This window comes from Kaistia algarum (genome assembly GCF_026343945.1).
Taxonomy (GTDB): Bacteria; Pseudomonadota; Alphaproteobacteria; order Rhizobiales; family Kaistiaceae; genus Kaistia; species Kaistia algarum.
The window spans coordinates 377,788-404,090 of record NZ_JAPKNJ010000002.1; the positions used below are offsets into that span (position 1 = coordinate 377,788).

Below are 26,303 nucleotides of genomic sequence, written 5' to 3' on the forward strand. Positions count from 1 at the left end.
CGGCTGCGCCAATTGGCGCAGCAAGGTTGAGTTTTCGATCAATTGACTACCGAATAGGCATGGTCATGGCTGCCCACATATTAGTCAGGGATTGCGGCACGGCAAGAGACTTGTTGCACGAGGCTCCAAAATCTCCGATCCATGCCCCGCCGCGGTTCAGCGGCGTCCAAGCCAGATGGAAATTCGGCCATGCCCCGACCTGAGCCCGATCGCGTGATCGCCCTGATCGTTGCGGCGGGTCGCGGCGTGCGCGCCGGGGGCGGCACGCCGAAGCAGTACAGGAACATCGGCGGAAAGGCCATTTTGCGGCGTACTGCCGAGCTGTTCCTGGGCCATCCGCGCATTGGCGGCGTCGTAGTCGTCATCCATCCGGATGATCGCGCGCTCTATGACGAGGCGATCGGCGACCTTGAAGGTCTGCTGCCGCCGCTTTCCGGTGGCACGAGCCGGCAGGAATCCGTGCGCGCCGGGCTTGAAGCGCTGACGGCACTCGATGCCGAGCATGTGCTCATCCATGATGCGGTGCGCCCTTTTGCCTCTGCCGCGCTCATCGACCGCGTGCTCGATGCGCTGGAGGAGCAGGAAGCGGCGTTGGCCGCCTCCCCCGTGACCGACACGCTGAAGCGCGCCACCGCCGGGCCGGTCGTCGAAAGCACCGTAGCGCGTGAGGGACTCTATGCCGCCGAGACGCCGCAGGGTTTCCGCTTCGCCGCCATCCTGGATGCGCATCGCCGCGCCGCTGAGGCCGGCATTCCCGTCACCGACGATGCGAGCATCGCCGAATGGGCCGGCATCGCCGTGCATCTTGTGCCGGGCGAGCGTACCAATGCCAAGCTGACCACGCCTGAGGATATCGCCATCGCCGACGAACGCCTTTCCGCCATGCCGGTGCTGCGCGAGACGCGGGTCGGCACCGGCTATGACGTCCACCCGTTCACGGAGGGCGAAGCCGTCTGGCTCGGCGGCGTCCGCATTCCTTATGACAAACGCCTGGCTGGCCATTCCGATGCCGACGTCGCTCTGCATGCGCTGACCGACGCCGTTCTCGGTGCCATCGCCGACGGCGATATCGGCGTGCATTTCCCGCCGTCCGATCCGCAGTGGAAGGGCGCCTCATCCGACCGCTTCCTTGCCTATGCGATCGAGCGGGCGCGGGCGCGCGGGGCGAAGATCGTGCATCTCGACCTCGCCATCGTGGCTGAGGGCCCGAAGATCGGCCCGCATCGCGACGCCATGCGGGCGCGCATCGCCGAGATCGCCGGCATCGGCATCGGCCGTGTCGGCGTCAAGGCGACCACCAATGAGAAGCTCGGCTTCATCGGCCGCGGCGAAGGCATTGCCGCGATCGGAACGGCGACGCTGAGCCTGCCGGCATCGGATGAATAGGAAATGACCGACCTCACCCCCCTCCTTCCTGCCGCCGAAGCGCTCATCCAGCGCCTCGCCAAGGCCGGGCTTACCGTCGCGACCGCCGAATCCTGCACGGGCGGGCTGATCGCCGGGACGCTGACCGAAGTCTCGGGGTCCTCGGCCGTGGTCGATAGGGGATATGTCACCTATTCGAACGAAGCCAAGACCGACATGCTCGGCGTTCCGGCCGAACTCATCGCGCATGTCGGCGCGGTCAGCCGCGAGGTGGCGCTGGCCATGGTAGAAGGCGCGCTCGCCCGCTCCGGCGCCGATCTCGCCGTTGCCGTCACCGGCATTGCCGGGCCGAATGGCGGTTCGCCGGAAAAGCCCGTCGGCCTCGTCCATTTCGGCATCGCCCGCCGTGGTCATCCCGCCCGGCATGACGTCCAGATCTTCGCCGGCCTCGACCGTTCCGGCGTCCGCCTCGCGACGGTGGCGCATGCGCTGAAGCTGCTGGGGGAAGCGGCCGAGGGGTGAGGCGTCAGGTCTTGCGCAGCATCGCCGCTGCCATGTCGCTGCGCTCCGCCGCGAAATCGCCCATGCCCTCCGGCTTCCCGGCGCGGCGATACCAGTAGCGCGCGTTCCAATCGTCGCCTTCGATACGGTGGATATGGGCGTGGACCCAGGCCGAGGCGGCGTCCTCCTCATGCTGGACGAGTTCGTGCGCGCCGTCCCAGTCGCCCTTTTCCAGCAGCCACAGCGCACGGAGCGGTGGCGGCCAGGCGGCAGGTGGCTTCGCCAGCGCGAGGCTTGCGCCGAATGCTGAAGCGTCTTCCGGGGACGGTACGGCCATCGATCCCTCCTGTTGCCCGCCTGCATCGCGCCGCGACCACTGCATATTGGCCGCTTGCGCGCGCGGAAGCGGCGAATTATCTCCATCCCCGTCCGACAGGAGTGTGGATGTCAAGGTCATCTCAGTCCCGGTGAGCCCTGCCCGATAGTGGCAGGGAGAAAGTCCGCGAGCCCGATGGTTTGCGGCCCGCTTCAGTGCGGCTTTCGCTCACCCGAACTTTTGACGACATCCATGAACATCTCGAAACGCGAGCAGCGCGTGCTGCACGCTTTGGCCCAGGGTGGCCATATCCGCCATATCCGCGACGAAAATGGCGCCATCGTCGAAGCGCATTGCGTGACGCGCGACGGCTACCGCCTCGTCGATGGAACGCTGGAACTCTTCCGCCGACTGAAACGCCGAGGCTTCATCGCCTCACGCGACGGAGGGCCTTACCGCGTCACGCGGTTCGGGCTCGAGGCGGTGCGATCCCAGCTCGACAATCGCTGAAGAATGGACGGGGCCGCCATGCCGGTCGCCCCGTCCAACCTCCGCCAACCAGCTCTAGGCCGGCCGCCATCCCGCTTCCTTGAAGCGTCGTGGCAGCAGGAAGTCGAACACCGCGAAGCCGACGAGCGCAATGCCGCCGAGCGGGAAGATCACGCCGAGCACGATGGCGATGAGCGCGACGCCGAATGTCAGGCGGAAATCCTTGGCGTAGAGCGGCGGCGCAAAGCCGCCGGCGGGCCTGCGCTTCCACCACATCGCCACGCCCGACACGCAGAGCAACAGGATGAGGGTGAGATAGACGAGGTTAAAGACGAAGTTGATCGGCCCCGCCATGCCCTTGTGGAGGGCGATACCCCACGCCATCAGCTTGCCGACCACGCTGTAATCCGAATAGCGGACATCGGCGAGGATGTTGCCGGTATACTGGTCGATATGGACGAAGCGATCTCCCGACGGGAGCGCGCTGTCCTGGTTCCGCCCATCATAGGCGACCGTGAAGACCCCGGTCGGATCCGCTGGCAGGGACAGCTTGAACTGCCCGGCAAAGCCATTCGCCTCTGCCCATTGCGCCACGGTGTCGAGCGTCACCGGCTGCGCCACCGCCGACGAGCCCGCCTTGGATCCCGACGCGGGCAGCGGGGTTGCCTCGAGCGCCCACGGCACCTCATGCAGGATGTCATGGTTCAGCGCCGCATGCGTCGCATCGGACAGTGGAATATTGTCCCATTTGCTGGCGGGGAACCCCGACCACGGCTTCACATAGCGGTCGCCCCAGATGCCGGTCCAGGAAAGGCCCGACAGCATGAACAGGAAGAGGAAGACGGCCGTCCAGACGCCGATCGACTTGTGAAGGTCCTTCCAGAACGGTCGGCCCTTGAGCGAGAGGTTCGGCAGCAGCGCGCGTGACAGCCGCGTGGCCCCCCTCGGCCACCAGAGATAGAGGCCGGTGACGATCAGCACGATCGACAGTGAGGCCGCCACCTCGATCAGCCGGTCGCCGAGATCGCCGAGCAACAAGGTGCCGTGGATCTTCTCGGCGATGGTGCGCGGCGTGCGGCTCTCGTCATTGGTGGCGAGCACCTTGCCGTCATATGGATCGACGGCGACCGCGTAATAGGCGTCGCCTTGCTTCATTTCGTAGAAGGCGGGGCGGTTTGTCGCCTGCGGCGCAATGTAGGTGGCGAGGAGACCGCCGGGAACGGCGGCGATCGCGGCCTTGGCCTGGGCCGATACGGGCTCCGGAAGGCCGGCGACGGCGACATCGGACACCCAGCCGAGTTCGTTGCTCCGGTCCGAATAGATCATCATGAAGCCGCCGGTGACGGCGAGCATGATCAGGAACGGGAGGACATAGAGCCCGGCATAGAAATGCCATCGCCAGACGGCCCGGTAGAGTCGGGTATTCGCAGCAGCAGCGGGCTGCGCTTGCTCGATCGTGGACATTGAAACCTCGAAGACGTGAAAAGGAGCGCCAATAGGCGCCCGGTCAGGAATGGCGTTTCACATCACGAGGTGGTCGGCGGACCGCGCGGCAGGCCTTCATCGGAGCGGCTCGTCCCACCGATCCGGCCGGCGACCAGGACAATGCCGAAGGTTGCCCGCTCGACCGGATGGAACCTGCCGATCTCAACGGCGGCGCTGGCCGGCGGCGCGCATCCCCCGGCGCAGAAGGTGGGACAATAGGGACAGCCGGTGGCAGGCGTCGGCGTGCCATCATGCTTCTGCGTTGGGTCTCCGGCGCAGAGGCTGCTGGCCAGGACGCTATAGAGAGCCTGCTCGCGGACGAGTTCAGGCGTGGACGCCGCACCGAGCACGCTCGGCAGCAGCAGCGCGAGCGCCAGCAGACGCACAACGGCGTCGCGCAGCCATGGCAATCGGCCCAGAATCCCCCTCATCGATCGATGATCGTCAATCCGGGGCCGCGTTCAAGAGCGCAAATTGTCCAGCGGGGCATTTGTCCGCAACGCCGCGCCGCGATGCGACATTCGCCACCGTCGCGGCCGCGTGGCGCTAGGCGGCGCCCAGCCGCCTAGCGATTGCTTCGCGCTCGAAGGCGATGTTCCAGTCGATCAGGTGGGCCCAGAGCTCCCGGGCCAGTCCTGGGTCAAATCCCGCTGCACTGGCCGTCGCCGCGACCCGGTCGAGCACTTCGTCGACCCGCGCCGGCACCAGCGCTTCGTCCGGATCGGTCTTCAGTTCTGCCATGCGCTGTACATAGGCGAAGCGCTCGGCGAGCCTCTCCACCAGTTCGCGGTCCAGCCGGTCGATCTCCGTGCGGATTTCGGCCTTCGAATGGCAATCCTCGGGGCGGCGGACCATGCGCGTCACCACCAGCGCTTGGGTTCGAAGCGGCCGGCGGCCTTTTCGATCACTTCGCCGAGGGAGAACAAGGTCTCCTCGCCAAAGGGACGGCCGATGAGCTGCAGCCCGAGGGGCAGGCCGGAGGGGTCGCGGCCTGCGGGAACGGCGATGCCCGGCAGGCCGGCCATGTTCACCGTCACCGTGAAGACGTCGTTCAGATACATCTCGACCGGCGAGGCCATGGCCATCGCCTCCAGGCCAAAGGCCGAGGATGGCGTTGCCGGCGTCAGGATCGCATCGACGCCAGCCTCGAAGGCGAGGTCGAAATCGCGCTTGATCAGGCTGCGGACCTTCTGGGCGCGGACGTAATAGGCATCATAGTAGCCGGCCGAAAGCACATAGGTGCCGATCAGGATGCGCCGCTTGACCTCGTGACCGAAACCGGCGGCGCGGCTGTTCTCATAGAGCGAGACGATGTCGTCCCCCGGCGCCCGCAGGCCATAGCGCACGCCGTCATAGCGCGCGAGGTTGGACGAGGCCTCGGCGGGTGCGACGATGTAGTAAGCCGGCAGCGCGTATTTCGTGTGCGGCAGTGTGATGTCGACGATCTCCGCGCCGGCGTCCTTCAGCCAATCAATGCCCTGCTGCCACAGCGCTTCGATCTCGGCCGGCATGCCATCGATGCGGTATTCCTTCGGAATGCCGATCTTCAAGCCCTTCACAGGACGGCCGACTGCGCCTTCATAATCGCCGACCGGCAGGTCGACCGAGGTCGTGTCCTTCGCGTCGACGGAAGCCATGGATTTCAGGAGGATCGCCGCGTCGCGGACGTCGCGGGCAATCGGTCCTGCCTGGTCGAGTGACGAGGCGAAGGCGACGATGCCCCAGCGCGAGCAGCGGCCATAGGTCGGCTTGATGCCGACCGTGCCGGTGAAGGCAGCCGGCTGGCGGATCGAGCCGCCCGTGTCGGTCGCCGTGGCGCCGGCGCAGATATGGGCCGCGACGGCCGACGCCGAGCCGCCTGACGAGCCGCCGGGCACCAGGGGAAGATTGGAACCTTCCTTGCGCCACGGATTGACGACCGGGCCGTAGTAGGAGGTCTCGTTCGACGAGCCCATGGCGAACTCGTCCATGTTGAGCTTGCCGAGCATCACCGCGCCGTCGCGCCACAGATTGGACGTGACGCTCGATTCATAGGGCGGCTTGAAGCCGTCCAGGATGTGCGAGGCGGCCTGGGTGTGCACGCCCTCGGTCGCGAACAGATCCTTGATGCCAAGCGGCACGCCTTCCAGAGGACGCTGCTCGCCGCGCGCAATGTGCTCGTCCGAGGCGGCCGCCATGGCGAGCGCCTTTTCCGGCGTCTCGACGACATAGGCGTTGAGCGCGCGCGCCGCCTCCATTGCGCCGATATAGGCCGTGGTCAGTTCGGTGGCCGAGAACGAGCGGGCAGCGAGCCCGTCGCGGATTTCGGCGATGGTGAAGCGGGTCAGTTCCGTAGAGCGGGTCATGTCGGTCTCGTATGAAAAGGGGAACTGCCGGTCACTCGACCACTTTCGGCACGACGAAGAAGTCGTCATCCGTCGACGGCGCATTGGCGACGACCTTGCCGGCATAAAATCCATCGGTGACGACATCGTCCCGCATCTTCATCGTCTGCTCGACGACCGAAGTCATCGGTTCGACGCCGGTGACGTCGATCTCGCCAAGTTGTTCGACGAAGCCGAGGATCGTATTCAGTTCGCCCTGGAACGCGGCCGCCTCCTCCTCCGTGATGGCGATCCGCGCCAGATGCGCGACGCGCTTGACGGTGGCGATATCGACGCTCATGGCGGGGGTCCTTCGATCGTGGCGCGACGACGCGCAAATGAATGGGCTCGCTATATCATCCGCCCTCGCCGCGCCGCAACCAAGGGCGGATATTTGCGATGGCTCTCCGCGCGCATTACGATTCGCCCGGATGCTCGGATGAAGCTGCCGGAACGGACGGCCATGACACCTGCCCTGCCCTCGTCCGCCGCCTTATGCCGTGACTGCTTCGCGCCGGCCGCCGGCCGCATGCGCTGTGCGAATTGCGGCAGCCCGCGCATCGTCGCCCATGGCGAACTCTCGGATCTCGCCATTGCCCATGTCGACTGCGATGCCTTCTACGCATCGATCGAGAAGCGCGACGATCCCAGCCTCGTCGACAAGCCGCTGATCATCGGCGGCGGGCGGCGCGGCGTGGTTTCAACCGCCTGCTACATAGCCCGCATCAAGGGCGTACGTTCCGCCATGCCGATGTTCAAGGCGCTCGAACTCTGCCCCGAGGCGACCATCATCAGGCCGAACATGGAAAAATACGTCGCCGTCGGACGCCAGATCCGCGCCATGATGCTGGACCTGACGCCGCTGGTCGAGCCGCTCTCCATCGACGAGGCGTTCATGGATCTCTCGGGCACGGAGCGGCTGCACCGCGCCTCGCCCGCGCTGACGCTGGCCCGTTTCGCGCAGCGGGTCGAGCGTGAGATCGGCGTCACGCTGTCGGTCGGACTTTCGTTCAACAAATTCCTCGCCAAGATCGCCTCGGACCTCGACAAGCCGCGCGGCTTTTCGGTGATTGGCCGCGCCGACGCCCTGCCCTTCCTGGCGTCGCTGCCGGTCTCGAAGATCTGGGGTGTCGGCAAGGCGATGGAGCGTCGGCTCGCCGAGGACGGCATCCGCTCGGTCGGCCAGCTCCAGACGATGGACGAGGCCGACCTCGCGCGACGCTACGGCTCGATGGGCCTGCGCCTTGCGCGGCTCGCCAAGGCCGATGACCGACGGGCCGTCGATCCTCGTCACGAGGCGAAGTCGATCGGCGCGGAGACGACCTTCGATCGCGACTATGCCAGTCGCGACGAGTTGCGCCCCATCCTGCGCAAACTTTGCGAAAAGGCCTCGCTCCGTCTGAAACGCGCCGATCTCGCCGCCTGGACGGTGACGCTCAAGATGAAGACCACGGATTTCCGCATTCGCACGCGGAGCCGGCAGCTCGCCGATCCGACCCGGCTTGCCGATCGCATCTTTCGGGTCGCCGAGGAATTGCTGGAAGGCGAGCTGGATGGTTCGACCTATCGGCTGATCGGTGTCTCGCTCTCGAACTTCGCCGATCCGGCCCTCGCCGATCCCGATGATCTCGTCGACCCGGCCGCGGCGCGCCGCGCGGCGGCCGAGGCGGCGATCGACAAGCTGCGTGGCCGGTTCGGTGGCGACGCAGTCGGCCACGGGATCACCTTCCGCCCGCATGAATGATGCGCCGATACGGCGGATCAGCCGCCATTTATGCGAGAGTGCGCCACGCCATTGTGATCCGCGGCCCCATTGCCGGAGAGCGGCTCCGTGCCGATAGCCAACAATTCGGCATGATCATCGGTCGGATTGACGATCTCATAGGGCTGTCTGGTCGAAAAATGAAAGGCGTCGCCGGCCTGAAGTTCGTAGATGGTGTCGTCCAGCTTGTAGCGGACAGTCCCGGTCAGGACATAGACGACCTGCTCACCCTCGAAGGAAAGAATATTGCTGCGGTGGCGAGCCGGCACATGGAGCTTGGTCGCGTTCAGCAGCTGGCCCGGAAACGTCGTCGAGAGCTGCTCGACCGAGGGGCCGCCGTGGCGCATCGGATAGGCATGGCGGCCGTCGGCCCGGGAGACCGCGGTCGGCAGGTCGGGGCTATGCAGGAAGGCGCTGACGGGCAGGTCGAGCGAGCGCGCGATCGTCACCAGCGAACTCAGCGACGGACGGGTGATGTCCCGTTCGACCTGGCTCAGAAAGCCAATCGAAAGTCCGGACTTCGACGAGACGCGCTGTAGCGTCAGACGACGGTGGCGCCGCGCCTCTCGGATCTTCGCTCCGATCTTCAACGCCGACCCGTTCATCCTGCCCTCGATCGCAATTCGGGAACCAGCCGCCAAGGAGCCCATGCGGGGCCGTCGGTCATCTGAAACAATCGAACGGCTGGCCGCCTCGGCGGTTCCGAACGAGTTTCCCGTGATTTTGAACGAGTTTGGCGCGATATCCTCGCGCGGGACAACCGGAATTTTCACGCGGGGCTAACAAAAGCGCGGGGCGATCGACTTTTGCACCGAGCGGCTTTGCACAGCATCCCGAAACTGTGCCTGATGTCCCGGTTGCCTTATCAATCCGCCTTCGGCCAGGGCGGATGCCGCACCGGCCGAAGGCGCTTGGCGATCCGAATCAGCCCCTCAGGATGCTGCGCCCGGCATACTGGCCCTGGATGCCCAGTTGCTCCTCGATGCGGATCAGCTGGTTGTACTTCGCGGTCCGGTCCGAGCGGGCGAGCGAGCCGGTCTTGATCTGTCCGCAATTTGTGGCGACGGCGAGATCGGCGATGGTCGAATCCTCGGTCTCGCCCGAGCGGTGCGACATGACGGCGGTGTAGGCCGCCTTGTGGGCCATGGCGACGGCATCAAGCGTCTCGGTCAGCGAGCCGATCTGGTTGACTTTGACCAGGATCGAATTCGCCGTGCCCGACTTGATGCCGCGCGAGAGGCGGGTGGTGTTGGTGACGAAGAGATCATCGCCCACGAGCTGGACCTTGTCGCCGATCTTGTCCGTCAGGCCCTTCCAGCCGGCCCAGTCGTCCTCGCTCATGCCGTCCTCGATCGAGATGATCGGGAATTTCGAGGCGAGATCGGCAAGATAGTCGATCTGCTCGTCGATGGTGCGTACGACGCCCTCGCCCTCATAATTATACTTGCCGTCCTTGAAGAACTCGGTCGCGGCGCAATCGAGGCCGAGATAGATGTCCTCGCCGAGCTTGTAGCCGGCCTTCTCGATCGACTTCGCGACGAAATCGAGCGCCGCGACGGCGGACGGCAGGTTCGGCGCAAAGCCGCCCTCGTCGCCGACATTGGTGTTGTGGCCCGCGTCCTTCAGCGCCTTCTTCAGCGTGTGGAAGACTTCGGAGCCCCAGCGCACGGCTTCAGCCAACGTCGGCGCGCCGACGGGCAGGATCATGAATTCCTGGAAGTCGATCGGATTGTCGGCATGCACGCCGCCATTGATGATGTTCATCATCGGCACCGGCAGCACCTTGGCATTGACGCCGCCGACATAGCGGTAGAGCGGTTGGCCCGAAGCTTCGGCAGCGGCCTTGGCGAGGGCAAGCGATACGCCGAGGATCGCATTGGCGCCGAGGCGCGACTTGTTCGGCGTGCCGTCGAGCTCGATCATCGTCGTGTCGATGAGGCTCTGCTCCTCGGCTTCCATGCCGCCGATGGCATCGAAGATCTCGGTGTTGACGGCTTCTACCGCCTTGAGGACGCCCTTGCCTTGATAGACCGACTTGTCGCCGTCGCGCAGTTCCACCGCCTCATGCGCACCCGTCGAGGCGCCCGACGGAACGGCGGCGCGGCCAAGCGAGCCGTCCTCAAGCAGCACATCGACCTCGACGGTCGGGTTGCCGCGGCTGTCGAGAATCTGGCGGGCGGTAATGTCGATGATCGCGGTCATGGGAATCCCCGTTTGGGCGGTGGCTCGGAAGGAAAGGCTGTCGGCCGCTTCTATCCCGGCACTGTGTATTGGGGAAGTCCCCGCGCGGCCGCGCCAATCCTCGATCGTCAGGCTTGGAGCGCAATGGCGACGGTTTCATGAAGGCGCGTCACCTGCGGCCGGCTTGCGTTCAACCTTTCGAGAGGCTCAGGGTAGGGACACGCGGATAGAGACTGCCGCCCATCGCTTTGAGCAGGCCGCTCGCCTGTTCGAGCCAGGCGCTCCGGTCGCTGCATTGGTCGGCCAGATTGAAGCGGTAGAGCTTGTCTAGAAAGCTGTCGCCGCCTTGGCCGCAAGCGGCCTGAAAAATTCCGGATACGTCGAGAACGCCCTTCGGGGCGTTGGAGGATACAGCGTTGAACGCCGTGCGGACCGACCGGAAGCGGCTGTCATAGACGAGCGGCCCAGCGATGAAATTGCTGAATTCCGGCGTGTCGTAGCGAAAGCGCAGCAGCGCCGCCTCGAAATCCTCGACCGAGATCGGAAGGCCCGTATCGACGAATTGATATTGGGCCATGGAGCCGGAGGAGACGGCCGCGATATAGCCCGAGAGATCCGGCGTGAAGCCGGCGGCGACGATCGCCTTGCGCGCCGCCACCACCGGGTCTGCGGCGTCCGCCAGATTGCGGACGTCATCGGCGATAGAGGCGGTCTGCTGTTCGATCCGGTCCGCCGACGCCTTGGTCTCGCGCGTCGTCGCATCGATGGCGGTCGTCGTCTGCTCCACGCGTCCCAACCCCGCCTGGATGTCGTTCAACATGCGGGTCTGCAGCGCCGCGATCGGCGGGAACGTGTCCGCCAGCAGGCCGTTCGGCTGATCCCCTGGCATCACGGCTTCCATGCCGAAAAGACCCAGCATCAAGGCCGCGACGAGCCCGCCGCTCACCCGGCCGAGTTTCAGCCAGCGTCGGCCGGTCGCGCCCGGCAGCCGCATGGCGAAATGGCACAGCGTGGCGAGGAGCACGCCGATGAAGAAAGCCGCTGATTGCAGCGACGCGAGCGGCTTCAGGAAGTCGATAATGGTGCCGATGGCGCCGCAAATACCGAGCGCTTTCAGCCAGAGATATTCACCGGCGGATTGAGGCGCATCGTCGGGCGGGGCGAACCGACGGGGCGGCTCCACGGCGGAGGCGGATCTTGGACCGGAGTTCGGCGTTGTCGCCGCGTTCTTCACGGCGAACTGTTTCTCGATACGCGCGGCCGCGATCTCGGCGCTGCGCTTCATCGTCTGGAACATGGCTTCGTCGAGGCTGCCATCGGCACGGCGGCAATTATTCTCGATCGACGTCAGGGCCTTTGCATAGAGCTGACGTCGCGTCACCTCGCTGCTATCCGGCAGGCGAGACACGGCGCCGGACAGCAGTTCGTACATCTTATCTGGATCCATCGATCGCCCCCGTCCGAATGGTCGCCCGGAGGCTAACGGGTCGTCCTGCGGGAGGGCAAGGTAGATCGCCGGGTCAGAAGGGTATCACCCGGCCTTCGCGAGCCGGTCGAATGCCATCAGTCGCTCCAGCAGCGCCGGCATGTCGTCGATCTTGATCATGTTGGGGCCGTCGGAGGGGGCGTTGTCCGGGTCCTGGTGGGTTTCTATGAACACGCCGGCAACGCCGACAGCGATGGCGGCGCGCGCCAGCACGGCGACGAATTCCCGCTGGCCGCCCGAAGAGCTGCCCTGCCCGCCCGGCTGCTGCACCGAATGCGTGGCATCGAAGATCACGGGCGCGCCCATGGCTGCCATGATCGGCAGCGAGCGCATGTCGGAGACGAGCGTGTTGTAGCCGAAGCTGACGCCGCGCTCGGTGAGCAGCACATTGGGATTGCCGCTGCCCGTGACCTTGGCGAGCACATTCTTCATGTCCCAGGGCGCCAGGAACTGCCCCTTCTTGACGTTCACGACGCGGCCGGTCTCGGCGGCGGCAACGAGGAGATCGGTCTGCCGCGAAAGGAAGGCCGGGATCTGCAGTATATCGACGAATTCGGCGAGGATCGCGCATTGCTCGCGCTCATGCACGTCGGTCAGCACCGGCACGCCAAACTCGGCCTTGATGTCGGCGAAGATCGGCAGCGCCGCCTCGAGACCGGCACCGCGCCGGCCCTCGATCGAGGTTCGGTTCGCCTTGTCGAAGGACGTCTTGTAGACGAAGCCCATCCCGAGCTTCGACGTTATCTCCTTCAGCCGCCCGGCCAAGTCGAAGGCGTGCTGGCGGCTTTCGAGCTGGCATGGGCCGGCGATCAGCGTCAGCGGCAGATCGTTACCGAAAACGGCGCTGCCGATCTCGACATGGGCATTGGGGGCGAACGTCATGGACTGCTTCCTGATGAAGGGCTGGGCGAACCCTTACACCGGGAAGCGATGCGACGCGACAGCCTCGGCAGCCGTCAGAGCATGTCGTCGAGGCTCCAATGGTTCGACCAGCGCGCGTCGATCTCGTCGCGGACATTCTGATAACGAATGTCGCAGGAGAGGCGGATGCGGCCGTCCGGATCGTCATTCGCGGTGGCGGCATGGATCATATAGGGGCTGTGCAGCACGACATCGCCGACCTCGTAATCCGCGATCAGCCAGCGCGCATCGAAGCGCTCCGCCATGGCAGGCAGGTCCTTCGAAATCCAGCCGCCCTCGCCCATGTTGCGATTATAAGCGCTGATCCGCATTGCGGCGTCCATGTCGGCATTGTCGGCCGCGAATTTCGCCTCCAGCCGTCGCCCTTCCGCGTGCGAGCCCTCCAGATAGCAGAGACCGCCCATGATGGCGGGCGTGTCGCCGATGGGGATCCAGGCTGTGACGATGCGGTCCGTGCCGCCGCGCAGATAGACGAGGTCGTAATGGGCTGGGGTCGAGAAAGCCTGTCCGGGCTTGGTCATGCGCAGCAGCTTGCGCTTGTGCAGATAGGAAAGCCCGCCGAGCAGGCCGTCCATGAAGCGCCAGAGCCCCGGCGACAGGCAGAAGGCCTCGAACGCCGCCGAACGCACCATTTCCATCAGCCGCCGCCGCGACAGATCAGCATTCTCCGCGCTGCCCGCGATGCCGATCGCCGGATCGGAGCCGGGCGCCAGCAAACCGGTGTCGGCAAAGGCCGCGAATACATAGGCGCGAATGGCCAGAACATCGTCGCGTGGTAGCAGGCCCTTGAGCCACAGATAGCCGTCGCGCTGGAGGCGTTCGGAGAGAAGGGCGAGGCCATCGGCCGGATCGCTGGGGACGAGATGACCCATTCGCGTGGGTGATCGGTCAAGCGGCTGGCCACCCGCGCGAAGCGGCGGCCAGGATGATTCCCGTGAACTCGATCGCATCGTCCACGACGTTTGATGCATGGCGTCTATCCTCTTCCGCCATAGAATTACCGGCAAACTGGGCCGGCGGCCAAGGAATAAGCCGATGGCTGAAGCCTACGAAGCAGAGCAAGGACCGTCGGGAGGCGACTGGCTATCTTGAGCCGAGCCTTGAACTCATCCCCGCTGCGAGCAGATGGCCGGAGCGTCAGACTGAACCAGAATGGCGGCCGCGATACCAAGCCCGGATCAGCGTGAACGGCACAAGGAATTGCAAAGCAGACGTACCGATCGCATGAACTTTGCTGTAGACAAAAACCCCGTAAGTCACCTCGGTCAGCGTTCCGTGATTGGACAGGTAGTAACGCCCGGCGCTCTCATGGCCGTTTAACGCATCTCCGCCAATCAATGCTGCAACCACCACGAACGCCACGAGGTTGATGGCCCAGGTTATCTGGATTGCTCGGTCCAACCAGCTGAACTGCACGATCACGCATTCCCATATGGCCAGCGCTCCAACTGCTTCTCACTGATCGCTTGAAGCGAACGAGCGCTACGATGTCGCGTAGGCGGTGGCACAGCACATGGCTCGATCGAGCCAACCGTCAATCAAGCGATGATCAACTGCAATAATGCGGGACCATCATCGGGCCCGACCGTCCCGTAATCGGCTTTTCGCCGACAGACTCCGTGTGACGATTTGGCGACCCCGGCGTGACTCGAACACGCAACCGCCCGCTTAGAAGGCGGGTGCTCTATCCGGTTGAGCTACGGGGCCTAAGGGCCGTCGCAGCCTTCGCTCTAGCAAAGGACGACGGAAAAATCACGCCTGTTCCGCGCCGAACGCCGCGGAGCGCCGAACCCTCAATGAGTCCAGGACTGGGCGCGGCCGAACTTGAAATTGTCCGAATAGGAGATCTTCCGGCGGGTATCGAGATGCGGTTCGAACAGCTGGTAGGGGATGCCGTTCTTCTGCGCATAGTCGATCGCCTCTTCCTTCGTCTCGAAGGAGAGCTTGATCTGCCGGTTCATGTCGGAGGACGAGCTGTAGCCCATCAGCGGCTCGATCGTGATCGGGCTTTCGGGCTCATAGGTCAGCTGCCAACGCTCTGCCTTGGCTTTGCCAGACTGCATCGCATTGCGCGCCGGCTTGAAGATGCGTGCGACCATGCTCGTGTCGATCTCCGCTCCGTGGTCCTCGTGTCGTTGGTCGGGGCAGCAAGATTCGAACTTGCGACCCTCTGGTCCCAAACCAGATGCGCTACCAGACTGCGCTATGCCCCGCCTCGACGACACGGCTGAATTACACGCAACCCCCGCCCCTATCAAGGCGCCGATTGTCGCCATTGGCGATAAGTATGTGCCTATCGCGCCGGGATCACGACTTTGTCGCCTGCCGCGATGCCGAGGCGACTGGCGGTTCCGCCGACGACTTCCAGCACGTAGCGCACCGGCGCGCCGCTGGGGATGATGGAAAGCGAATAGGGTTTCGCTCGCTTCTCGACGCGCTTTACCGTCCCGTCGGCGGCGATGAAGACCATGTCGAGCGACAATGGCGTGTTCTTCATCCAGAAGGCGACATCCTGATCGTCGCCGAAATCGAAGATCATGCCGTGGTCGACCGCCAACTGCTTGCGGCCCATCAGGCCGTGCTCGCGCTCCGCCTCGGTCGTCGCCCATTCCAGCGTGAAACGGTGATCGCCGGACGTGGTGCGAATGATGAGCGAATCGGGAGCTTTCGCGCCTGCCGGCGCCAGCAGCGCGCCCATGCCGGCCAGAGCCAGGAACAGGGCAAAGAGCCGCGGCAGCCATGCCAGCGCGACCCGATTGGATGACATGGTCAATGCGAAGCGGGCGGGCCGCCGGCCGCGCCGTCCGGACGGATCTCGGCGGCCATGAGCCCCTTGTCGCCCGGCCCGAAGCGCACCAGCACAGTCTGTCCCGGACGAAGCTCCATCATGCCATAGCGGCGCAGCGTCTCCATATGGACGAAGATGTCCTCCGTCCCCTCGCCGCGCGACACGAAGCCATAGCCCTTGACGCGGTTGAACCATTTGACGACGCAGCGCTCGAGCCCGCTAGTCGGCGTCACCACGCTGTGCGTGCGCGGCGGTCCGACCTGAGCCGGGTGAACGGCGGTCGATTCATCCATCGAGAGGATACGGAACGCCTGCAACCCACGCGCGCCATGCGACGCCTCGCAGACAATGCGAGCGCCCTCATAGGCGGTTTGAAAGCCGTCCCTGCGCAGGCACGTCACATGCAGCAGGACATCCGGCGTGCCGTCGTCCGGAACGATGAATCCATAACCCTTGGATGCATCGAACCACTTGATCGCGCCGATGACCTCGATCAGGTCAAGCCCGCTTCCATCCTCGTTTTCCGACGTGGACGAAGACGAGCCGACGCTATTCTTGGACCCCATATGCTGGCCCCCAGACAGGCCAAACCTTGGCCTTACCTCATGACAAATCGCGAGCCCCATCCCACCGAACGGTGGGTTCGCAACCGATTCCTGATTCGACAATAGCACCCAAGCCATCCGTGACCAGTGACACAGACGACACAACTGAGGATTTCCGCTAACGCTTCGTTCATTCCTGTTAACGCGATCCTACGACGGTCCGATCCGAGCTGCCAGCGCTTGGCGCGGTCGTCATGCAGGCCTATCTTCCCGGTCCCGCGAAATTCACCCTGCCAACGCCAAGCGAAGGACGCCCTCCCATGAAATATCTCCACACCATGGTTCGCGTGACGGACGTCGAGCAGTCGCTCGATTTCTATTGCAACAAGTTCGGCCTGAAGGAAGTCCGCCGAATCGAGAACGAGAAGGGCCGCTTCACGCTGATCTTCCTCGCCGCTCCGGGCGATGAGAGCGCGCAGGTGGAACTGACCTATAATTGGGATCCGGAAGTGTATGGCGAGGGCCGCAATTTCGGCCATCTCGCCTATCGCGTCGATGACATCTACGCCCTCTGCGAAAAGCTGATGCAGGCAGGCGTTACGATCAACCGCCCACCGCGCGACGGCCACATGGCCTTCATTCGCTCGCCCGACAACATTTCGATCGAGCTGATCCAGGCCGGCGATGCGTTGCCGCCGAAGGAGCCGTGGGCTTCCATGCCCAATACCGGCAAGTGGTAAGGGCCTTCGCGCGAAGGTTTTCCACACCGGCGCAAACTGTGGGCGGACGGCCTTGTGCCCGCCCGCGAACGCATCTATAAACCGCGCCGCTGCGCCCTTCGTCTATCGGTTAGGACGCCACCCTTTCACGGTGGAGAGAGGGGTTCGACTCCCCTAGGGCGCACCACTTCCGCACAAAGTTGAAGAACACCGCTTCCGGCCTTCGCTGCGTCGGCAGCGTTGGCCGATGCCGGCGATCATCGGGCGTTGCCGCGTCAGGCGGCTCCCTGCTTCCGGTCCGACGGGAACGGCGCCAGCACCAGCCCCAGGGCCCAGCCGAGATAGAACCTCGCATCGACCAGCAGGTCGTGCAGGCTATAGAGTCTGGGCCAGTCGGCGTGCAGTGCGGTCGCGACCGCGTCGAAGATCAGCGCGGCCAACAACCAGGCGGCTGCGACGCCCGCCACGACCGGCGCACAGCGCGCGAACGCGCCGTCGTCGGGGAAACCCGTCAACCGTCGATAGCCGAGAAACTGAATCAGCAGGCACGGGATCGCCGTCGCAACAATCGTCTTGATATCCCAGTCAAACAGCAATCCGGCGATGAAGGGAGACGCAGCCCCGATGAGACCCGTGGGCATGACGAACCATCGGTGGCGCGCGCCCTGCCAGGCGAGCGCCACGCAGAACGGCACAATTGCCCAGGCGGCGGTCAATCGGATCCCTGCATTCAGACCAGTCACGGTCCCGGCACTGCTGACGCCTTGATCGGAGACAAAGGCCAGCATGGCTTCGTGCAAGGAGACCGACGTCAGGGCGAAGGCGAGGCTCACGCCGACCGAGAACAGGACGCCGCGGGAATTCGCGCCAGCAGTCGCGGGCTGTCCTCGCGGGCCGAGCCGGTCTCGGATTCGCTCCATGATCGGCTCGATGAAGAAGACCAGGATCAGCGCGATCAGCAGCACCGATAGGAGATTGGCCCAGCTCGGATGGCTCAGGAAAATCTCCAGGCCACGCCAGATGAACTCCGGCGCCGCGGCGCAGATGGAGATCCACAGGGCGCAGATCAGAAACGCGGTCCCCGCCGATACCCTGCCGAGGCTGCGGCTCCACAGCGACTGCACTCGCGTAGACGACATCGCATGCCCTTTCCCAAGACCTCGCACCGGCCTTCCAGGGCCATCCCTGCCATACCGGACGCGGCGCGCCGCCAACAGGGCGCTCTCGCGGATATCATTGAAGATTGCGCGCCGGGAGGCCGGATGCCGCGCGTCGCTCTCGGCCGGTGAGGGATATCCGGCGGCGCGACGCTCGATCGGCACTGATTCGTTCAGCCTCGGCCAGGCGAGGATTGGAGCGGCCAGTCGCCAATTTCGAACAGGCTCGGTCCGTCGCCAATGCCAGCCCGCTCGATCGTGAGCATCCGGAGCTTCGTTCCGATCCCGCCCGCGCCGGAAAAGCCGCCGACCTTGCCGCCCGCCCCCAAAACGCGGTGGCACGGCACGATGATGGGAAACGGGTTCCGCCCCAGCGCCTGTCCGACCGCCCTCGCCTCGCCCGGCGCACCGATCGCAGTGGCGATCCGGCCATAGGTCGAGGTCGTTCCGGGCAGGACGAGGCGGGTTGCGCGCAGCACGCGGATTTCAAAGTCCGAGAGGCGCGATTCATCGATCTCGATCTCGGCGAGCGCGCGGCGTTCGCCGAACAGCAGGGCACGAATTTCCTGGATCGCGGCTATGGCGGCGCCCTGCGGTGCGGACAGGATGCCGTCCCCGAACCGGGCCTGAAGCCGGGACAAGGTCGCCTCGTCGCTGGCCTCGGGCAGTTGCACGGCACGAATCACCCGCCCGCCACAGGCGACACCGCAGGTTCCTACCGGGGTCGAGAAGAGCGACAGAAACGTTGGGTCCATGATCGCCGTTCTAGCATGCGCGGAGCCGCCGCGCGCCCTGCCCGCTCGGCACCCCGTTGCGTTTATGGGCGCGTCTCTTCATCATGCCGTCCGAACATCGTCCGCGCGGCGAGCCGAGACGGACGTCCGAGGGAGGAAACGGATGGGAACGCAAGCATCGACGCTGCGGGGATTCGCCGCGGCGAAGCCGAAAGTTCCGATGATGGCAGCGGGTGCGCTGCTTTCTGCCCTTTGCCTTTCGGGCTGCACGTCGGAATCGATGACGGGCCCGGCACTCGTGCCGGCGACGCCCGCGCTGCCGCCGATCGCCTCCGATGAACTCGTTGGCAAATGGGGCCTCGGTTCGTTCCGCGAAGAGAAGGACCTCGTGCGTACCACCGACGAGGCGCGCCGGTTCTGCAACAATCCCTACGTGATCACCAAGGGGCCGAACGGCGGCGTGATGATGTATCTCGCCGATCAGTCCGCTCCGACCGAGGTATTCGTGCGCACGGCCGGGGGCCGCGTCTATATCGGCCCGTCGAACCAGCCACCCGGCGGCATCAAGGATCGTCAGGTCATGTCGTTCGAGAACGGCGTTCTGGTCGCGGGTTGGGTCGACCCGACCGTCGCTGCCCGCTACGGCACCATGGTATTCGTGAAATGCCCCGACGGCGCGGCAAAGCCTGCACGCACCGCTGCCGCGAAACCGACGCCCGCTCCGGCGGCCGCGCCAGCGCCAGCTCCCGCCCAATAGGGAAGATATTCCGCGTGCCGCCGGTCGTATCGGTCGCGGCACGAGGCATTCAAACAGCGAGGTGACGATGCTGTCTGTACCCAAGAAGCCCCTGCACAGATTGCTGAAGACGACCGCGTGGACGGGTGTCTTCGCGGCCCTGCTTTGCGCCTCGGCGATCGCGGCGCCCCAGCCGACGAATGCGCGGGCGCCGCTCGCCATCGCCGATCAACCCGGCCTCGTCCCGACCGCGCAGGACTCGCTCCTGCCGCCGGAGTTCCGCCCCCAGCCCGTCTTCTATCGCACCAATGAGAAGCCCGGCACGATCATCATCAATACCGATGAGCGCTTCCTCTATTACGTGATGCCGGACAACCGCGCGATCCGCTACGGCGTCGGCGTCGGCCGCGACGGCTTCCAATGGGCAGGCCTGCTGAAGATATCGCGCAAGCAGGAATGGCCGGACTGGCGCCCGCCGCCAGAGATGATCCAGCGCCAGCCCTATCTGCCGCGCTTTATGGCCGGCGGCGAGGGCAATCCGCTCGGCGCGCGCGCGCTCTATCTTGGCGATACGGTCTATCGCATCCACGGCACCAACCAGCCGCAGACGATCGGCCATGCCGTCTCGTCGGGCTGCTTCCGCATGGTCAATGCCGATGTGATGGACCTTTTCGAGCGCGTTCCCGTCGGAACCAAGGTCGTCGTGCAGCAGCGCGCCAAGCTCTGACCAGCGACCAGAGCGACGATCGCCGGCGGCTTCCGCGGCCGGCGACAAGGACAAGCCGCAATCCGGGGGAGAAACGACCATGTCATTTCGGCTGAACACGATGCTGGCGCGGGGCGTTGGCCTCTCCCTGGCGTTTGCCGCCGCCAGCGCCGGCGCCGCCACGCTCGACGCGGTGAAGCAGCGTGGCACGCTGAACTGCGGCGTCAATCAGGGCCTGCTCGGTTTTGCCAGTCCGGACGATGCCGGCAAATGGAGCGGCTTCGATGTCGATTTCTGCCGCGCGGTCGCGACCGCCGTGCTCGGCGATCCGGAGAAGGTCACCTATGTGCCGCTATCGGCCAATGACCGCTTCGATGCGCTGAAGGCCGGCAAGATCGATCTGCTTTCGCGCAACTCGACCTGGACGCTCGGCCGCGAGGCGGATCTCGGCGTCAACTTCGCCGCCGTGACCTATTATGACGGCCAGGGCTTCCTGGTTCGTCGCTCCAGCGGCAAGAACTCCGCCCTCGAACTCGACGGCTCGACCGTCTGCGTGCAGACCGGGACGACGACGGAGCCGAATTTCATCGACTTCTTCACGACCAACAACATGAAGTTCACCGAGGTCACGTCGGCAACATCAGATGAATCGGTCGAGAACTACAAGGCCGGCAAATGCGACGTCGTCACCTCCGACGTGTCGCAGCTCTACGCCGAGCGCGCCGGACTGCCCGACGCGGGCGAGAGCCTCATCCTGCCCGACGTCATCTCGAAGGAGCCGCTCGGCCCGGCCGTGCGCCAGGACGACCCGCAATGGCGGCTGATCGTCCAGTGGGTGCATTTCGCGCTGCTGAACGCCGAGGAGCTTGGCGTCGCCTCCGATACGATCGATGCAGCCAAGGCTTCGAAGAAGCCGGAGGTCATGCGACTCGCCGGCACGGATGGCGACTTCGGCGCGAAGCTCGGGCTCGCCAATGACTGGGCGATCAATGTCGTCGCCAAGGTCGGCAATTACGCCGAGATCTACGAACGCAATCTCGGCGTCGAATCGAAGCTCGGCATCCCGCGCGGCCTCAACCAGCTCTGGAGCCGCGGCGGCATCCAATACGCCCCGCCGATTCGCTGATCGGAGAGGGACGCGCGAGTTTTCCCAAGGGTCTGGCCATATCGCAATGGCCGGGCCAGTTGGCCTTGACGCTCCCTCCCTCACCGACTAGGTTCCGCGCCAATTCGAGGCCCGGCCGGATTCATCCGGAAAATGCCTCTTAGAGCCCGTAGCTCAGCCGGTAGAGCACGTGACTTTTAATCATGGGGTCATGGGTTCGAATCCCATCGGGCTCACCAAACAAATCAACAGCTTGGCTGTTGTACCCCGTGAACCTTCCTGAAATGAGCGACCACCCTACGGCGGGCGCCAAGGCGCTTGCGCGGTGACGCGGTGCGCACCGCGCGTTTGCGCCGCCGGATCCCCGCCTCCGTCGTGATCGGGCGCCGCGCCTACGCCGTCGTCCGTCTGATGATCTCGGCCTCTCCCCCTCGCAGGCCATGAGCATCGTTGGTTGATCGGAATCAGCCGGCGCCCGGCGCAAGGACTTCCTCGAATTGTGCGGCGCCCCAACAGATATGCCACAGTCGCCCGCAGAATAAATGGTCAGAAACTTCCATATATCCCTAGTCTGAACGCTGTCGCATGTTTCGCGCATCGCCTGTACGCTTGGCGAATTCGGGCGCGAATCATATTTTCGGGATGGGGCGAATTCCATGAAAATCAGATCAGCATTGCGCGAGTTTTCGCGGATTCATGGCCAGGGACTGATCGCCGCTGGATTGGGCGCGGGCGTTACCCTGTCGACGGCCCATGCCGCCGAGCCGATCGTGTTCACCTATGAAACGCTGAATTTCGGGACCGACAGTACGTTTCTGACCGGCATTCGCGGCGACAACATCGTCGGCGATCATGTGATATCGGGCACGACCGAAACCGGCGGACTTTACTACAATCTCACGACGAAGACCTGGTCGCCGATGCCGGTTTCGACCTCGAACGGCGCGAACTTTCCCGGGGCGATCGGCTCCTCGCCTTATGGTCCGAGCTTCGGCACGCCGGAGGGCATCCTGCGGGTCGTGGGCAGCTACCAGACCGAGGCCTCGGCGCCCTATGATCTGAGCTATCTCTATGACGGCGCCGCCGCGCCGGGCCAGCAGATCACCAATCTCATCTATCCGAGCGGCGCCGCCGGCCAGACCCTCTACACGATTGCTCATAGCAATTTCGGCAATCAGGTCGTTGGCGACTATGACACCGACCTCGCGACCGGCAACGCCTTTATCTACAACATGGATACGGGCACTTTCTCGAACAACAATATTGCAGGCGCGATCAGCACGACTGCCTATGGGATCTATGGCGACAAGATCGCCGGCGGCTATTCGACAGTCGGAGACTTGAGCGGCCCGGTGTTCGAGCATGGCTACATCTATGACCAGACCGATGGAACCTATGTAACCTACGATCACGACGGCGCAATCGGCACCCATTTCGAAGGCATCACCGGCGCGGGCCGGGCGGGCGAATACAATCTCGTCGCGGACTGGATCAGCCCGGATGGCGCCACCCATCCGGCCGTTCTGCATGTCGCCGCCGATGGCAGTACGACCTGGTACGAGATCGACATTCCGGGCGAAGTCGTTTCGTCCAATTCCGCCTATGGCGACAATGTGGTCGGCGTCTATCTTGCCGACGGCAAGATCAATGGCTATGTCGCCACCATTCCGGGCATGTACAACCCGATCCGGAACGAAAGCTCCCTGACCGTTTCGGCCAACGGCGCGACCGGGATCGCGACCAATCCGGGCGGCGACGACGTCATCAACAGCGCCCCGATCCTGGTTTCCGGCAACAACAGCGTCGGCATCCAGGGCCAGACCTACGGCGTCATCACCAATACCAGTTCGATCACCACGACCGGCGCCGGCAGTTCCGGTGTCCAGATGAGCGGAACCTACGGCACGCTGCTGAACTACGGCACGATGACCGCCTCGCCTGGCGCCTTTGCCATCAGCACCGGAGCCAGCGCGCTGGGCACGGTTGTCGTCAATTCCGGTGTCATCGATGGCGCGGTCGATATCGAGGCCGGTCCCTATGCCCGCTTCGAGAACAGCGGCTGGCTCGGCATCACCGCGGCCGGTTCCGGCGTGACGCAGCAGATCAGCGGTATCTTCGCTCAGACGTCCGCCGGAACGCTCGGCTTGCGCATCGGCGACGGCAGCTATGACAGCCTCCATACCGACACGGCCCGCCTCGCCGGAACGCTGGCTGCCAGCTTCGATACCGATAGCCTGCTGAAGCGATACACCGTCGTTTCCGCTACGCAGGAGATCACCGGAGCGTTCGAGGCGCTAGAGACATCCGGCCTCCCCGACCTCTTCGCCGCCTGGCTGGGCTATACGCCGACGGACGTGACGCTGAACGTCGCGGCTGCCCTCGCCGCTCTGCCGGGCAATACGCCGAACCAGCAGGCGGTCGGCAGCGCCATTGATGGCATCATCAACAACACCGGCAACAACACCCTAGCCGCCCTACCCGAGGCGCTGGCCCCGCTCTATGCGCTGGATACGGCGCAGTTGCCGGCGGCGCTCGGCGCCTTGTCCGGCGAGGGCTATGCGAGCGAACAATCCATCATCGTCGGCGACAGCTTCTACAGCCGACAGGCCGTGCTCGGCCGCCTGCGCCAGGGTTCCTATGCCGGCCAGTCCGGCGCCATGGCGTCGCTCTCGGACGGCGGGCCGACCCTTGCTTATGGCGAGGAGGCCAAGCAGCCGGCATCCGTCGCGGCGCTCGGCTATGTGTCCAAGGATGGCGCGGCCGAGCCGAAGGCTTCGGGCGCCACGCTCTGGGGTCAGGTCTATGGCGGGTGGGCCGATCTGAACAGCGGCTCGGACCTTGCCGATGTGAGCGAGAGCATCGGCGGCATCATCTCGGGCGCCGACATCGGCATCGACGATTGGCGGGTCGGCGCGGCGCTCGGCTATTCGCAGTCGAACGCGGATGTCGGAGAACTGGGCAATTCGTTCAAGGTCGACAGCCTGCTTCTGGCGGCCTATGCCGGCACCAAGGCCGGGCCGGTCAATGTTCGCCTCGGCGCCAGCTATGCCTTCAACCAGATCAATTCCGACCGCCTGATCGCCTATCCGGGCTACCTCCAGCAAGCCAGCGCGCAATATAATGGCGGCACGGCGCAGGCCTTCGGCGAACTTGGCTACGGCTTCGCGGTCCAGAAGGTAGCCTTGGAGCCGTTCGTCGGCCTCGCCTATGTCAACGTCAACACGGACGGCTTCTCCGAGACGGGCGCGGCCGCTGGCCTGAACGGATCGTCGATGAATTCCGGCGTCGGCTACAGCACGCTGGGCCTTCGCGCCGCCACCAGCCTGGCGGTATCGGGCGGCATGGTCTTGCAGCCTCGCGCGTCGCTCGCATGGCAATATGCCTTTGGCGATCTCTCGCCGACGGCGCAGATGGCCTTTGTCAGCGCGCCGGGAGCGAGCTTCTCAGTGTCGGGCGTGCCGCTCGCCGAGAACACCGCGCTCGTCGAACTCGGCGCCGACCTTCTGGTCAACCCCAAGGCGCGCGTCGGCCTCTCCTATGTCGGGCAGTTCGCCGAGGATGTCAGCGACAATTCGGTCCAGGCCAATTTCAGCCTGAGCTTCTGACGCGCCGACATCGCATCTCGGGCGCATTTAGCAGCTCTGGCCGGCTTGATCATGATCGAGCCGGCCAGAGCTGTTTTCAGGATCGGTTGAGTCTGGGCGTTTAGATCTTGGCCGGCGCCGGGGCGGCAGGCGGCGTCACCGGTTTGGGCGCGGGGATCCAGCGGAAATTGTAGCGCTCGCCATAGGCCTTATAGAAAACCATCTTGTCGCCCTTGGCCGAATAGAGCGTGAAGACGCGGTTGGCGACGCTATAGGTCGGGAATACCGAAAGGTCGAGGTTGACGCCTCCGGTTGTATAGACCTGCGGACATTTGTTGCCGACGGCGATGCCGAACACCTTGTCCTTCTTGCGGTCCCAGCGGGTCACCGGCTTGCTGGTCGACGACGACATGACAAGCTGGCAGCCACTTCCATCCTTGCCGATCTGCACAAAGTCGAACCCGTCGGCCGGCGTGGCCGAGGCGGCTCCGCCCATCGTGGCGGAGAGGCCCAATCCGAGCGCAGCTGCACCCATCATCCCCAGAAAGGAAATCTTCATCGACAGCTCCCGTTAAGCCCCCAGGCCTGCGAACGCTGCACCAGGAAGGGCGGCGGGAGCAACAGGAATTTTGCGACGCACTCAACAATGTGCGACGCACCATTTCGGGGGCATGACATCGCGATGGAGCCTTCGCCCTGCCGGCCGACGCGAAAGGTTAGTCGGCTCAGCCGCGAATTCGTTCTATTCCGTCATTGCGTGAAGGAAAGCCGCCTGGTCCCCACGGGTAGGGCGTTAACCGAACATTCGTGTCAGGCGCTCGAGGATGGAGGTCCGGCTGTTCATGTCGGCCGCCTCGGCTTCCTGTTTCACATGGGCGAGTTCGGCGCGGCGCTGCTCGACGATCGAAGCCAAACGGTCCAGCAGCTCCGCGCGCCCCCCGACGACGATGGTGAAGGAGGTCTTGTCGATCTCGATCGCCGTCACAGGCTCCACCGCGGTGACGCTCGCCGTGCGGGAGAACCCCGTGAGCAGCGAAATCTCGCCGACCACGTCGCCCTTGCCCAGAACCGCGATCTCCTTGGAGCCGCCAGGAGAGTGGAAGGTCACCTTGGCCCGGCCGCCCGTGATCACGAACATCGATGCGTCCAGATCGCCCTGGCGCACGATCGAGGCACCCAAAGGGAAGCTCCGAACATGGGCGCGGTTCGCGAGCGCCTGGATTCCGTCCCAGCCGAAGCCCTCGAACAAGGGCAGCGTTTCCAGCGTCCCGGCGATCGTCATCGCGGCTCCTCGTTGCTACGAATCCTTCGATATTTCGACAGGCTTTTCGCGCCCAGCGCAAGAGCTCGGGACGCTGAA

Annotated in this window: 28 protein-coding genes and 4 tRNA genes; 11 read left to right on the forward strand and 21 right to left on the reverse strand. The window is 64.8% G+C overall.

The window, feature by feature from the left end; all coding sequences use genetic code 11:
* Nucleotides 1-189: 189 nt before the first annotated feature.
* Together OSH05_RS15040 and OSH05_RS15045 are read left to right on the forward strand one after the other, a co-directional pair.
* Nucleotides 190-1,386, forward strand: coding sequence for a bifunctional 2-C-methyl-D-erythritol 4-phosphate cytidylyltransferase/2-C-methyl-D-erythritol 2,4-cyclodiphosphate synthase (locus OSH05_RS15040; protein WP_104218904.1), 1,197 nt, complete (start codon nt 190-192; stop codon nt 1,384-1,386).
* 3 nt (nt 1,387-1,389) lie between these two features.
* A complete protein-coding gene (locus tag OSH05_RS15045) occupies nt 1,390-1,887 on the forward strand; it encodes a CinA family protein (RefSeq protein ID WP_104218905.1) in 498 nt (165 codons plus the stop codon).
* Nucleotides 1,888-1,891: 4 nt separating this feature from the next.
* On the opposite strand, the gene OSH05_RS15050 is transcribed toward OSH05_RS15045, so the two are convergent.
* Nucleotides 1,892-2,203, reverse strand: coding sequence for a hypothetical protein (locus OSH05_RS15050; protein WP_104218906.1), 312 nt, complete (start codon nt 2,201-2,203; stop codon nt 1,892-1,894).
* 231 nt (nt 2,204-2,434) lie between these two features.
* Here OSH05_RS15050 and OSH05_RS15055 point away from each other — a divergent pair, with 231 nt between their 5' ends.
* The gene (locus OSH05_RS15055; protein ID WP_104218907.1) at nt 2,435-2,692 is read left to right on the forward strand and encodes a YjhX family toxin; all 258 of its coding nucleotides are present in this window, start codon (nt 2,435-2,437) and stop codon (nt 2,690-2,692) included.
* Nucleotides 2,693-2,746: 54 nt separating this feature from the next.
* Here OSH05_RS15055 and OSH05_RS15060 read toward each other — a convergent pair whose 3' ends face one another.
* The 5 genes from OSH05_RS15060 to gatC all read right to left on the reverse strand — a co-directional run bounded on the left by OSH05_RS15060 (nt 2,747) and on the right by gatC (nt 6,820).
* Complete coding sequence (locus OSH05_RS15060) at nt 2,747-4,135, reverse strand: PepSY-associated TM helix domain-containing protein (protein WP_104218908.1); 1,389 nt, start codon at nt 4,133-4,135, stop codon at nt 2,747-2,749.
* 62 nt (nt 4,136-4,197) lie between these two features.
* Nucleotides 4,198-4,587, reverse strand: coding sequence for a hypothetical protein (locus OSH05_RS15065; protein WP_133163099.1), 390 nt, complete (start codon nt 4,585-4,587; stop codon nt 4,198-4,200).
* A gap of 115 nt (nt 4,588-4,702) precedes the next feature.
* Nucleotides 4,703-5,011 (reverse strand): chorismate mutase, encoded by a 309-nt coding sequence (locus tag OSH05_RS15070; RefSeq protein WP_104219278.1) that lies wholly within the window; start codon nt 5,009-5,011, stop codon nt 4,703-4,705.
* Between the two features lie 5 nt (nt 5,012-5,016).
* Nucleotides 5,017-6,501, reverse strand: coding sequence for an Asp-tRNA(Asn)/Glu-tRNA(Gln) amidotransferase subunit GatA (gene gatA, locus OSH05_RS15075; RefSeq protein ID WP_104218910.1), 1,485 nt, complete (start codon nt 6,499-6,501; stop codon nt 5,017-5,019).
* Nucleotides 6,502-6,532: 31 nt separating this feature from the next.
* Nucleotides 6,533-6,820 carry an Asp-tRNA(Asn)/Glu-tRNA(Gln) amidotransferase subunit GatC gene (gatC, locus tag OSH05_RS15080; RefSeq protein WP_104218911.1) on the reverse strand — a complete coding sequence of 96 codons (288 nt, stop codon included), beginning with the start codon at nt 6,818-6,820 and terminating at the stop codon, nt 6,533-6,535.
* A 162-nt stretch (nt 6,821-6,982) separates the two neighbouring features.
* Between gatC and OSH05_RS15085 the strand changes: the two genes are divergently transcribed.
* Complete coding sequence (locus tag OSH05_RS15085; RefSeq protein WP_104219279.1) at nt 6,983-8,263, forward strand: DNA polymerase IV; 1,281 nt, start codon at nt 6,983-6,985, stop codon at nt 8,261-8,263.
* A gap of 17 nt (nt 8,264-8,280) precedes the next feature.
* Here OSH05_RS15085 and OSH05_RS15090 read toward each other — a convergent pair whose 3' ends face one another.
* From OSH05_RS15090 to OSH05_RS15140, 11 genes are all read right to left on the reverse strand, one after another.
* A complete protein-coding gene (locus OSH05_RS15090) occupies nt 8,281-8,886 on the reverse strand; it encodes a helix-turn-helix domain-containing protein (protein ID WP_165801568.1) in 606 nt (201 codons plus the stop codon).
* Between the two features lie 319 nt (nt 8,887-9,205).
* Nucleotides 9,206-10,483: a phosphopyruvate hydratase gene (gene eno, locus OSH05_RS15095; protein WP_104218913.1), complete on the reverse strand. Its 1,278-nt coding sequence runs from the start codon at nt 10,481-10,483 to the stop codon at nt 9,206-9,208.
* 169 nt (nt 10,484-10,652) lie between these two features.
* Nucleotides 10,653-11,909: a hypothetical protein gene (locus tag OSH05_RS15100; RefSeq protein ID WP_133163100.1), complete on the reverse strand. Its 1,257-nt coding sequence runs from the start codon at nt 11,907-11,909 to the stop codon at nt 10,653-10,655.
* Nucleotides 11,910-11,993: 84 nt separating this feature from the next.
* The gene (gene kdsA, locus OSH05_RS15105; RefSeq protein WP_104218915.1) at nt 11,994-12,830 is read right to left on the reverse strand and encodes a 3-deoxy-8-phosphooctulonate synthase; all 837 of its coding nucleotides are present in this window, start codon (nt 12,828-12,830) and stop codon (nt 11,994-11,996) included.
* A gap of 74 nt (nt 12,831-12,904) precedes the next feature.
* Nucleotides 12,905-13,819, reverse strand: a complete 915-nt coding sequence (locus OSH05_RS15110; RefSeq protein WP_407660410.1) for a phytanoyl-CoA dioxygenase family protein — start codon at nt 13,817-13,819, stop codon at nt 12,905-12,907.
* A 187-nt stretch (nt 13,820-14,006) separates the two neighbouring features.
* Nucleotides 14,007-14,285: a hypothetical protein gene (locus tag OSH05_RS15115; RefSeq protein WP_133163101.1), complete on the reverse strand. Its 279-nt coding sequence runs from the start codon at nt 14,283-14,285 to the stop codon at nt 14,007-14,009.
* A gap of 214 nt (nt 14,286-14,499) precedes the next feature.
* Nucleotides 14,500-14,576, reverse strand: a tRNA-Arg gene (locus OSH05_RS15120).
* An 86-nt stretch (nt 14,577-14,662) separates the two neighbouring features.
* Nucleotides 14,663-14,968, reverse strand: coding sequence for an ETC complex I subunit (locus OSH05_RS15125; protein ID WP_104218918.1), 306 nt, complete (start codon nt 14,966-14,968; stop codon nt 14,663-14,665).
* A 37-nt stretch (nt 14,969-15,005) separates the two neighbouring features.
* Nucleotides 15,006-15,082, reverse strand: a tRNA-Pro gene (locus OSH05_RS15130).
* An 80-nt stretch (nt 15,083-15,162) separates the two neighbouring features.
* Nucleotides 15,163-15,636, reverse strand: a complete 474-nt coding sequence (locus OSH05_RS15135; protein ID WP_104218919.1) for a DUF192 domain-containing protein — start codon at nt 15,634-15,636, stop codon at nt 15,163-15,165.
* A gap of 2 nt (nt 15,637-15,638) precedes the next feature.
* Nucleotides 15,639-16,223, reverse strand: coding sequence for a cold-shock protein (locus OSH05_RS15140; protein ID WP_104218920.1), 585 nt, complete (start codon nt 16,221-16,223; stop codon nt 15,639-15,641).
* A 299-nt stretch (nt 16,224-16,522) separates the two neighbouring features.
* Between OSH05_RS15140 and OSH05_RS15145 the strand changes: the two genes are divergently transcribed.
* Entirely contained in the window at nt 16,523-16,942 is a 420-nt protein-coding gene (locus OSH05_RS15145; protein ID WP_104218921.1) for a VOC family protein, read from the forward strand.
* A gap of 91 nt (nt 16,943-17,033) precedes the next feature.
* Nucleotides 17,034-17,108: transfer RNA gene (locus OSH05_RS15150), tRNA-Glu, on the forward strand.
* Nucleotides 17,109-17,196: 88 nt separating this feature from the next.
* Here the strand turns inward: OSH05_RS15150 and OSH05_RS15155 are convergent.
* The gene (locus tag OSH05_RS15155; protein ID WP_266352534.1) at nt 17,197-18,045 is read right to left on the reverse strand and encodes a hypothetical protein; all 849 of its coding nucleotides are present in this window, start codon (nt 18,043-18,045) and stop codon (nt 17,197-17,199) included.
* A gap of 206 nt (nt 18,046-18,251) precedes the next feature.
* Nucleotides 18,252-18,833, reverse strand: coding sequence for a methylated-DNA--[protein]-cysteine S-methyltransferase (locus OSH05_RS15160; RefSeq protein ID WP_104218923.1), 582 nt, complete (start codon nt 18,831-18,833; stop codon nt 18,252-18,254).
* A gap of 142 nt (nt 18,834-18,975) precedes the next feature.
* Between OSH05_RS15160 and OSH05_RS15165 the strand changes: the two genes are divergently transcribed.
* The 5 genes from OSH05_RS15165 to OSH05_RS15185 all read left to right on the forward strand — a co-directional run bounded on the left by OSH05_RS15165 (nt 18,976) and on the right by OSH05_RS15185 (nt 24,964).
* The gene (locus OSH05_RS15165) at nt 18,976-19,569 is read left to right on the forward strand and encodes a hypothetical protein (RefSeq protein ID WP_207778743.1); all 594 of its coding nucleotides are present in this window, start codon (nt 18,976-18,978) and stop codon (nt 19,567-19,569) included.
* Between the two features lie 67 nt (nt 19,570-19,636).
* The gene (locus OSH05_RS15170) at nt 19,637-20,275 is read left to right on the forward strand and encodes a L,D-transpeptidase (protein ID WP_104218924.1); all 639 of its coding nucleotides are present in this window, start codon (nt 19,637-19,639) and stop codon (nt 20,273-20,275) included.
* A gap of 79 nt (nt 20,276-20,354) precedes the next feature.
* A complete protein-coding gene (locus tag OSH05_RS15175) occupies nt 20,355-21,380 on the forward strand; it encodes an amino acid ABC transporter substrate-binding protein (RefSeq protein ID WP_407660396.1) in 1,026 nt (341 codons plus the stop codon).
* Between the two features lie 142 nt (nt 21,381-21,522).
* Nucleotides 21,523-21,598, forward strand: a tRNA-Lys gene (locus tag OSH05_RS15180).
* A 417-nt stretch (nt 21,599-22,015) separates the two neighbouring features.
* A complete protein-coding gene (locus OSH05_RS15185; RefSeq protein WP_104218925.1) occupies nt 22,016-24,964 on the forward strand; it encodes an autotransporter outer membrane beta-barrel domain-containing protein in 2,949 nt (982 codons plus the stop codon).
* 100 nt (nt 24,965-25,064) lie between these two features.
* On the opposite strand, the gene OSH05_RS15190 is transcribed toward OSH05_RS15185, so the two are convergent.
* Together OSH05_RS15190 and OSH05_RS15195 are read right to left on the reverse strand one after the other, a co-directional pair.
* Complete coding sequence (locus tag OSH05_RS15190; RefSeq protein WP_266352535.1) at nt 25,065-25,502, reverse strand: hypothetical protein; 438 nt, start codon at nt 25,500-25,502, stop codon at nt 25,065-25,067.
* A gap of 234 nt (nt 25,503-25,736) precedes the next feature.
* Nucleotides 25,737-26,225, reverse strand: coding sequence for a Crp/Fnr family transcriptional regulator (locus OSH05_RS15195; protein WP_104218927.1), 489 nt, complete (start codon nt 26,223-26,225; stop codon nt 25,737-25,739).
* Nucleotides 26,226-26,303: the final 78 nt, after the last annotated feature.

Excerpts from the sequence above, each read along its gene's own strand:
- OSH05_RS15040 (WP_104218904.1), top strand. The coding sequence starts at position 190 with ATGCCCCGACCTGAGCCCGATCGCGTGATCGCCCTGATCGTTGCGGCG.
- OSH05_RS15045 (WP_104218905.1), top strand. The coding sequence starts at position 1,390 with ATGACCGACCTCACCCCCCTCCTTCCTGCCGCCGAAGCGCTCATCCAG.
- OSH05_RS15050 (WP_104218906.1), bottom strand. The coding sequence starts at position 2,203 with ATGGCCGTACCGTCCCCGGAAGACGCTTCAGCATTCGGCGCAAGCCTC.
- OSH05_RS15055 (WP_104218907.1), top strand. The coding sequence starts at position 2,435 with ATGAACATCTCGAAACGCGAGCAGCGCGTGCTGCACGCTTTGGCCCAG.
- OSH05_RS15060 (WP_104218908.1), bottom strand. The coding sequence starts at position 4,135 with ATGTCCACGATCGAGCAAGCGCAGCCCGCTGCTGCTGCGAATACCCGA.
- OSH05_RS15065 (WP_133163099.1), bottom strand. The coding sequence starts at position 4,587 with ATGAGGGGGATTCTGGGCCGATTGCCATGGCTGCGCGACGCCGTTGTG.
- OSH05_RS15070 (WP_104219278.1), bottom strand. The coding sequence starts at position 5,011 with ATGGTCCGCCGCCCCGAGGATTGCCATTCGAAGGCCGAAATCCGCACG.
- gatA (WP_104218910.1), bottom strand. The coding sequence starts at position 6,501 with ATGACCCGCTCTACGGAACTGACCCGCTTCACCATCGCCGAAATCCGC.
- gatC (WP_104218911.1), bottom strand. The coding sequence starts at position 6,820 with ATGAGCGTCGATATCGCCACCGTCAAGCGCGTCGCGCATCTGGCGCGG.
- OSH05_RS15085 (WP_104219279.1), top strand. The coding sequence starts at position 6,983 with ATGACACCTGCCCTGCCCTCGTCCGCCGCCTTATGCCGTGACTGCTTC.
- OSH05_RS15090 (WP_165801568.1), bottom strand. The coding sequence starts at position 8,886 with ATGAACGGGTCGGCGTTGAAGATCGGAGCGAAGATCCGAGAGGCGCGG.
- eno (WP_104218913.1), bottom strand. The coding sequence starts at position 10,483 with ATGACCGCGATCATCGACATTACCGCCCGCCAGATTCTCGACAGCCGC.
- OSH05_RS15100 (WP_133163100.1), bottom strand. The coding sequence starts at position 11,909 with ATGGATCCAGATAAGATGTACGAACTGCTGTCCGGCGCCGTGTCTCGC.
- kdsA (WP_104218915.1), bottom strand. The coding sequence starts at position 12,830 with ATGACGTTCGCCCCCAATGCCCATGTCGAGATCGGCAGCGCCGTTTTC.
- OSH05_RS15110 (WP_407660410.1), bottom strand. The coding sequence starts at position 13,819 with ATGCGATCGAGTTCACGGGAATCATCCTGGCCGCCGCTTCGCGCGGGT.
- OSH05_RS15125 (WP_104218918.1), bottom strand. The coding sequence starts at position 14,968 with ATGGTCGCACGCATCTTCAAGCCGGCGCGCAATGCGATGCAGTCTGGC.
- OSH05_RS15135 (WP_104218919.1), bottom strand. The coding sequence starts at position 15,636 with ATGTCATCCAATCGGGTCGCGCTGGCATGGCTGCCGCGGCTCTTTGCC.
- OSH05_RS15140 (WP_104218920.1), bottom strand. The coding sequence starts at position 16,223 with ATGGGGTCCAAGAATAGCGTCGGCTCGTCTTCGTCCACGTCGGAAAAC.
- OSH05_RS15145 (WP_104218921.1), top strand. The coding sequence starts at position 16,523 with ATGAAATATCTCCACACCATGGTTCGCGTGACGGACGTCGAGCAGTCG.
- OSH05_RS15160 (WP_104218923.1), bottom strand. The coding sequence starts at position 18,833 with ATGGACCCAACGTTTCTGTCGCTCTTCTCGACCCCGGTAGGAACCTGC.
- OSH05_RS15165 (WP_207778743.1), top strand. The coding sequence starts at position 18,976 with ATGGGAACGCAAGCATCGACGCTGCGGGGATTCGCCGCGGCGAAGCCG.
- OSH05_RS15170 (WP_104218924.1), top strand. The coding sequence starts at position 19,637 with ATGCTGTCTGTACCCAAGAAGCCCCTGCACAGATTGCTGAAGACGACC.
- OSH05_RS15175 (WP_407660396.1), top strand. The coding sequence starts at position 20,355 with ATGTCATTTCGGCTGAACACGATGCTGGCGCGGGGCGTTGGCCTCTCC.
- OSH05_RS15185 (WP_104218925.1), top strand. The coding sequence starts at position 22,016 with ATGAAAATCAGATCAGCATTGCGCGAGTTTTCGCGGATTCATGGCCAG.
- OSH05_RS15190 (WP_266352535.1), bottom strand. The coding sequence starts at position 25,502 with ATGAAGATTTCCTTTCTGGGGATGATGGGTGCAGCTGCGCTCGGATTG.
- OSH05_RS15195 (WP_104218927.1), bottom strand. The coding sequence starts at position 26,225 with ATGACGATCGCCGGGACGCTGGAAACGCTGCCCTTGTTCGAGGGCTTC.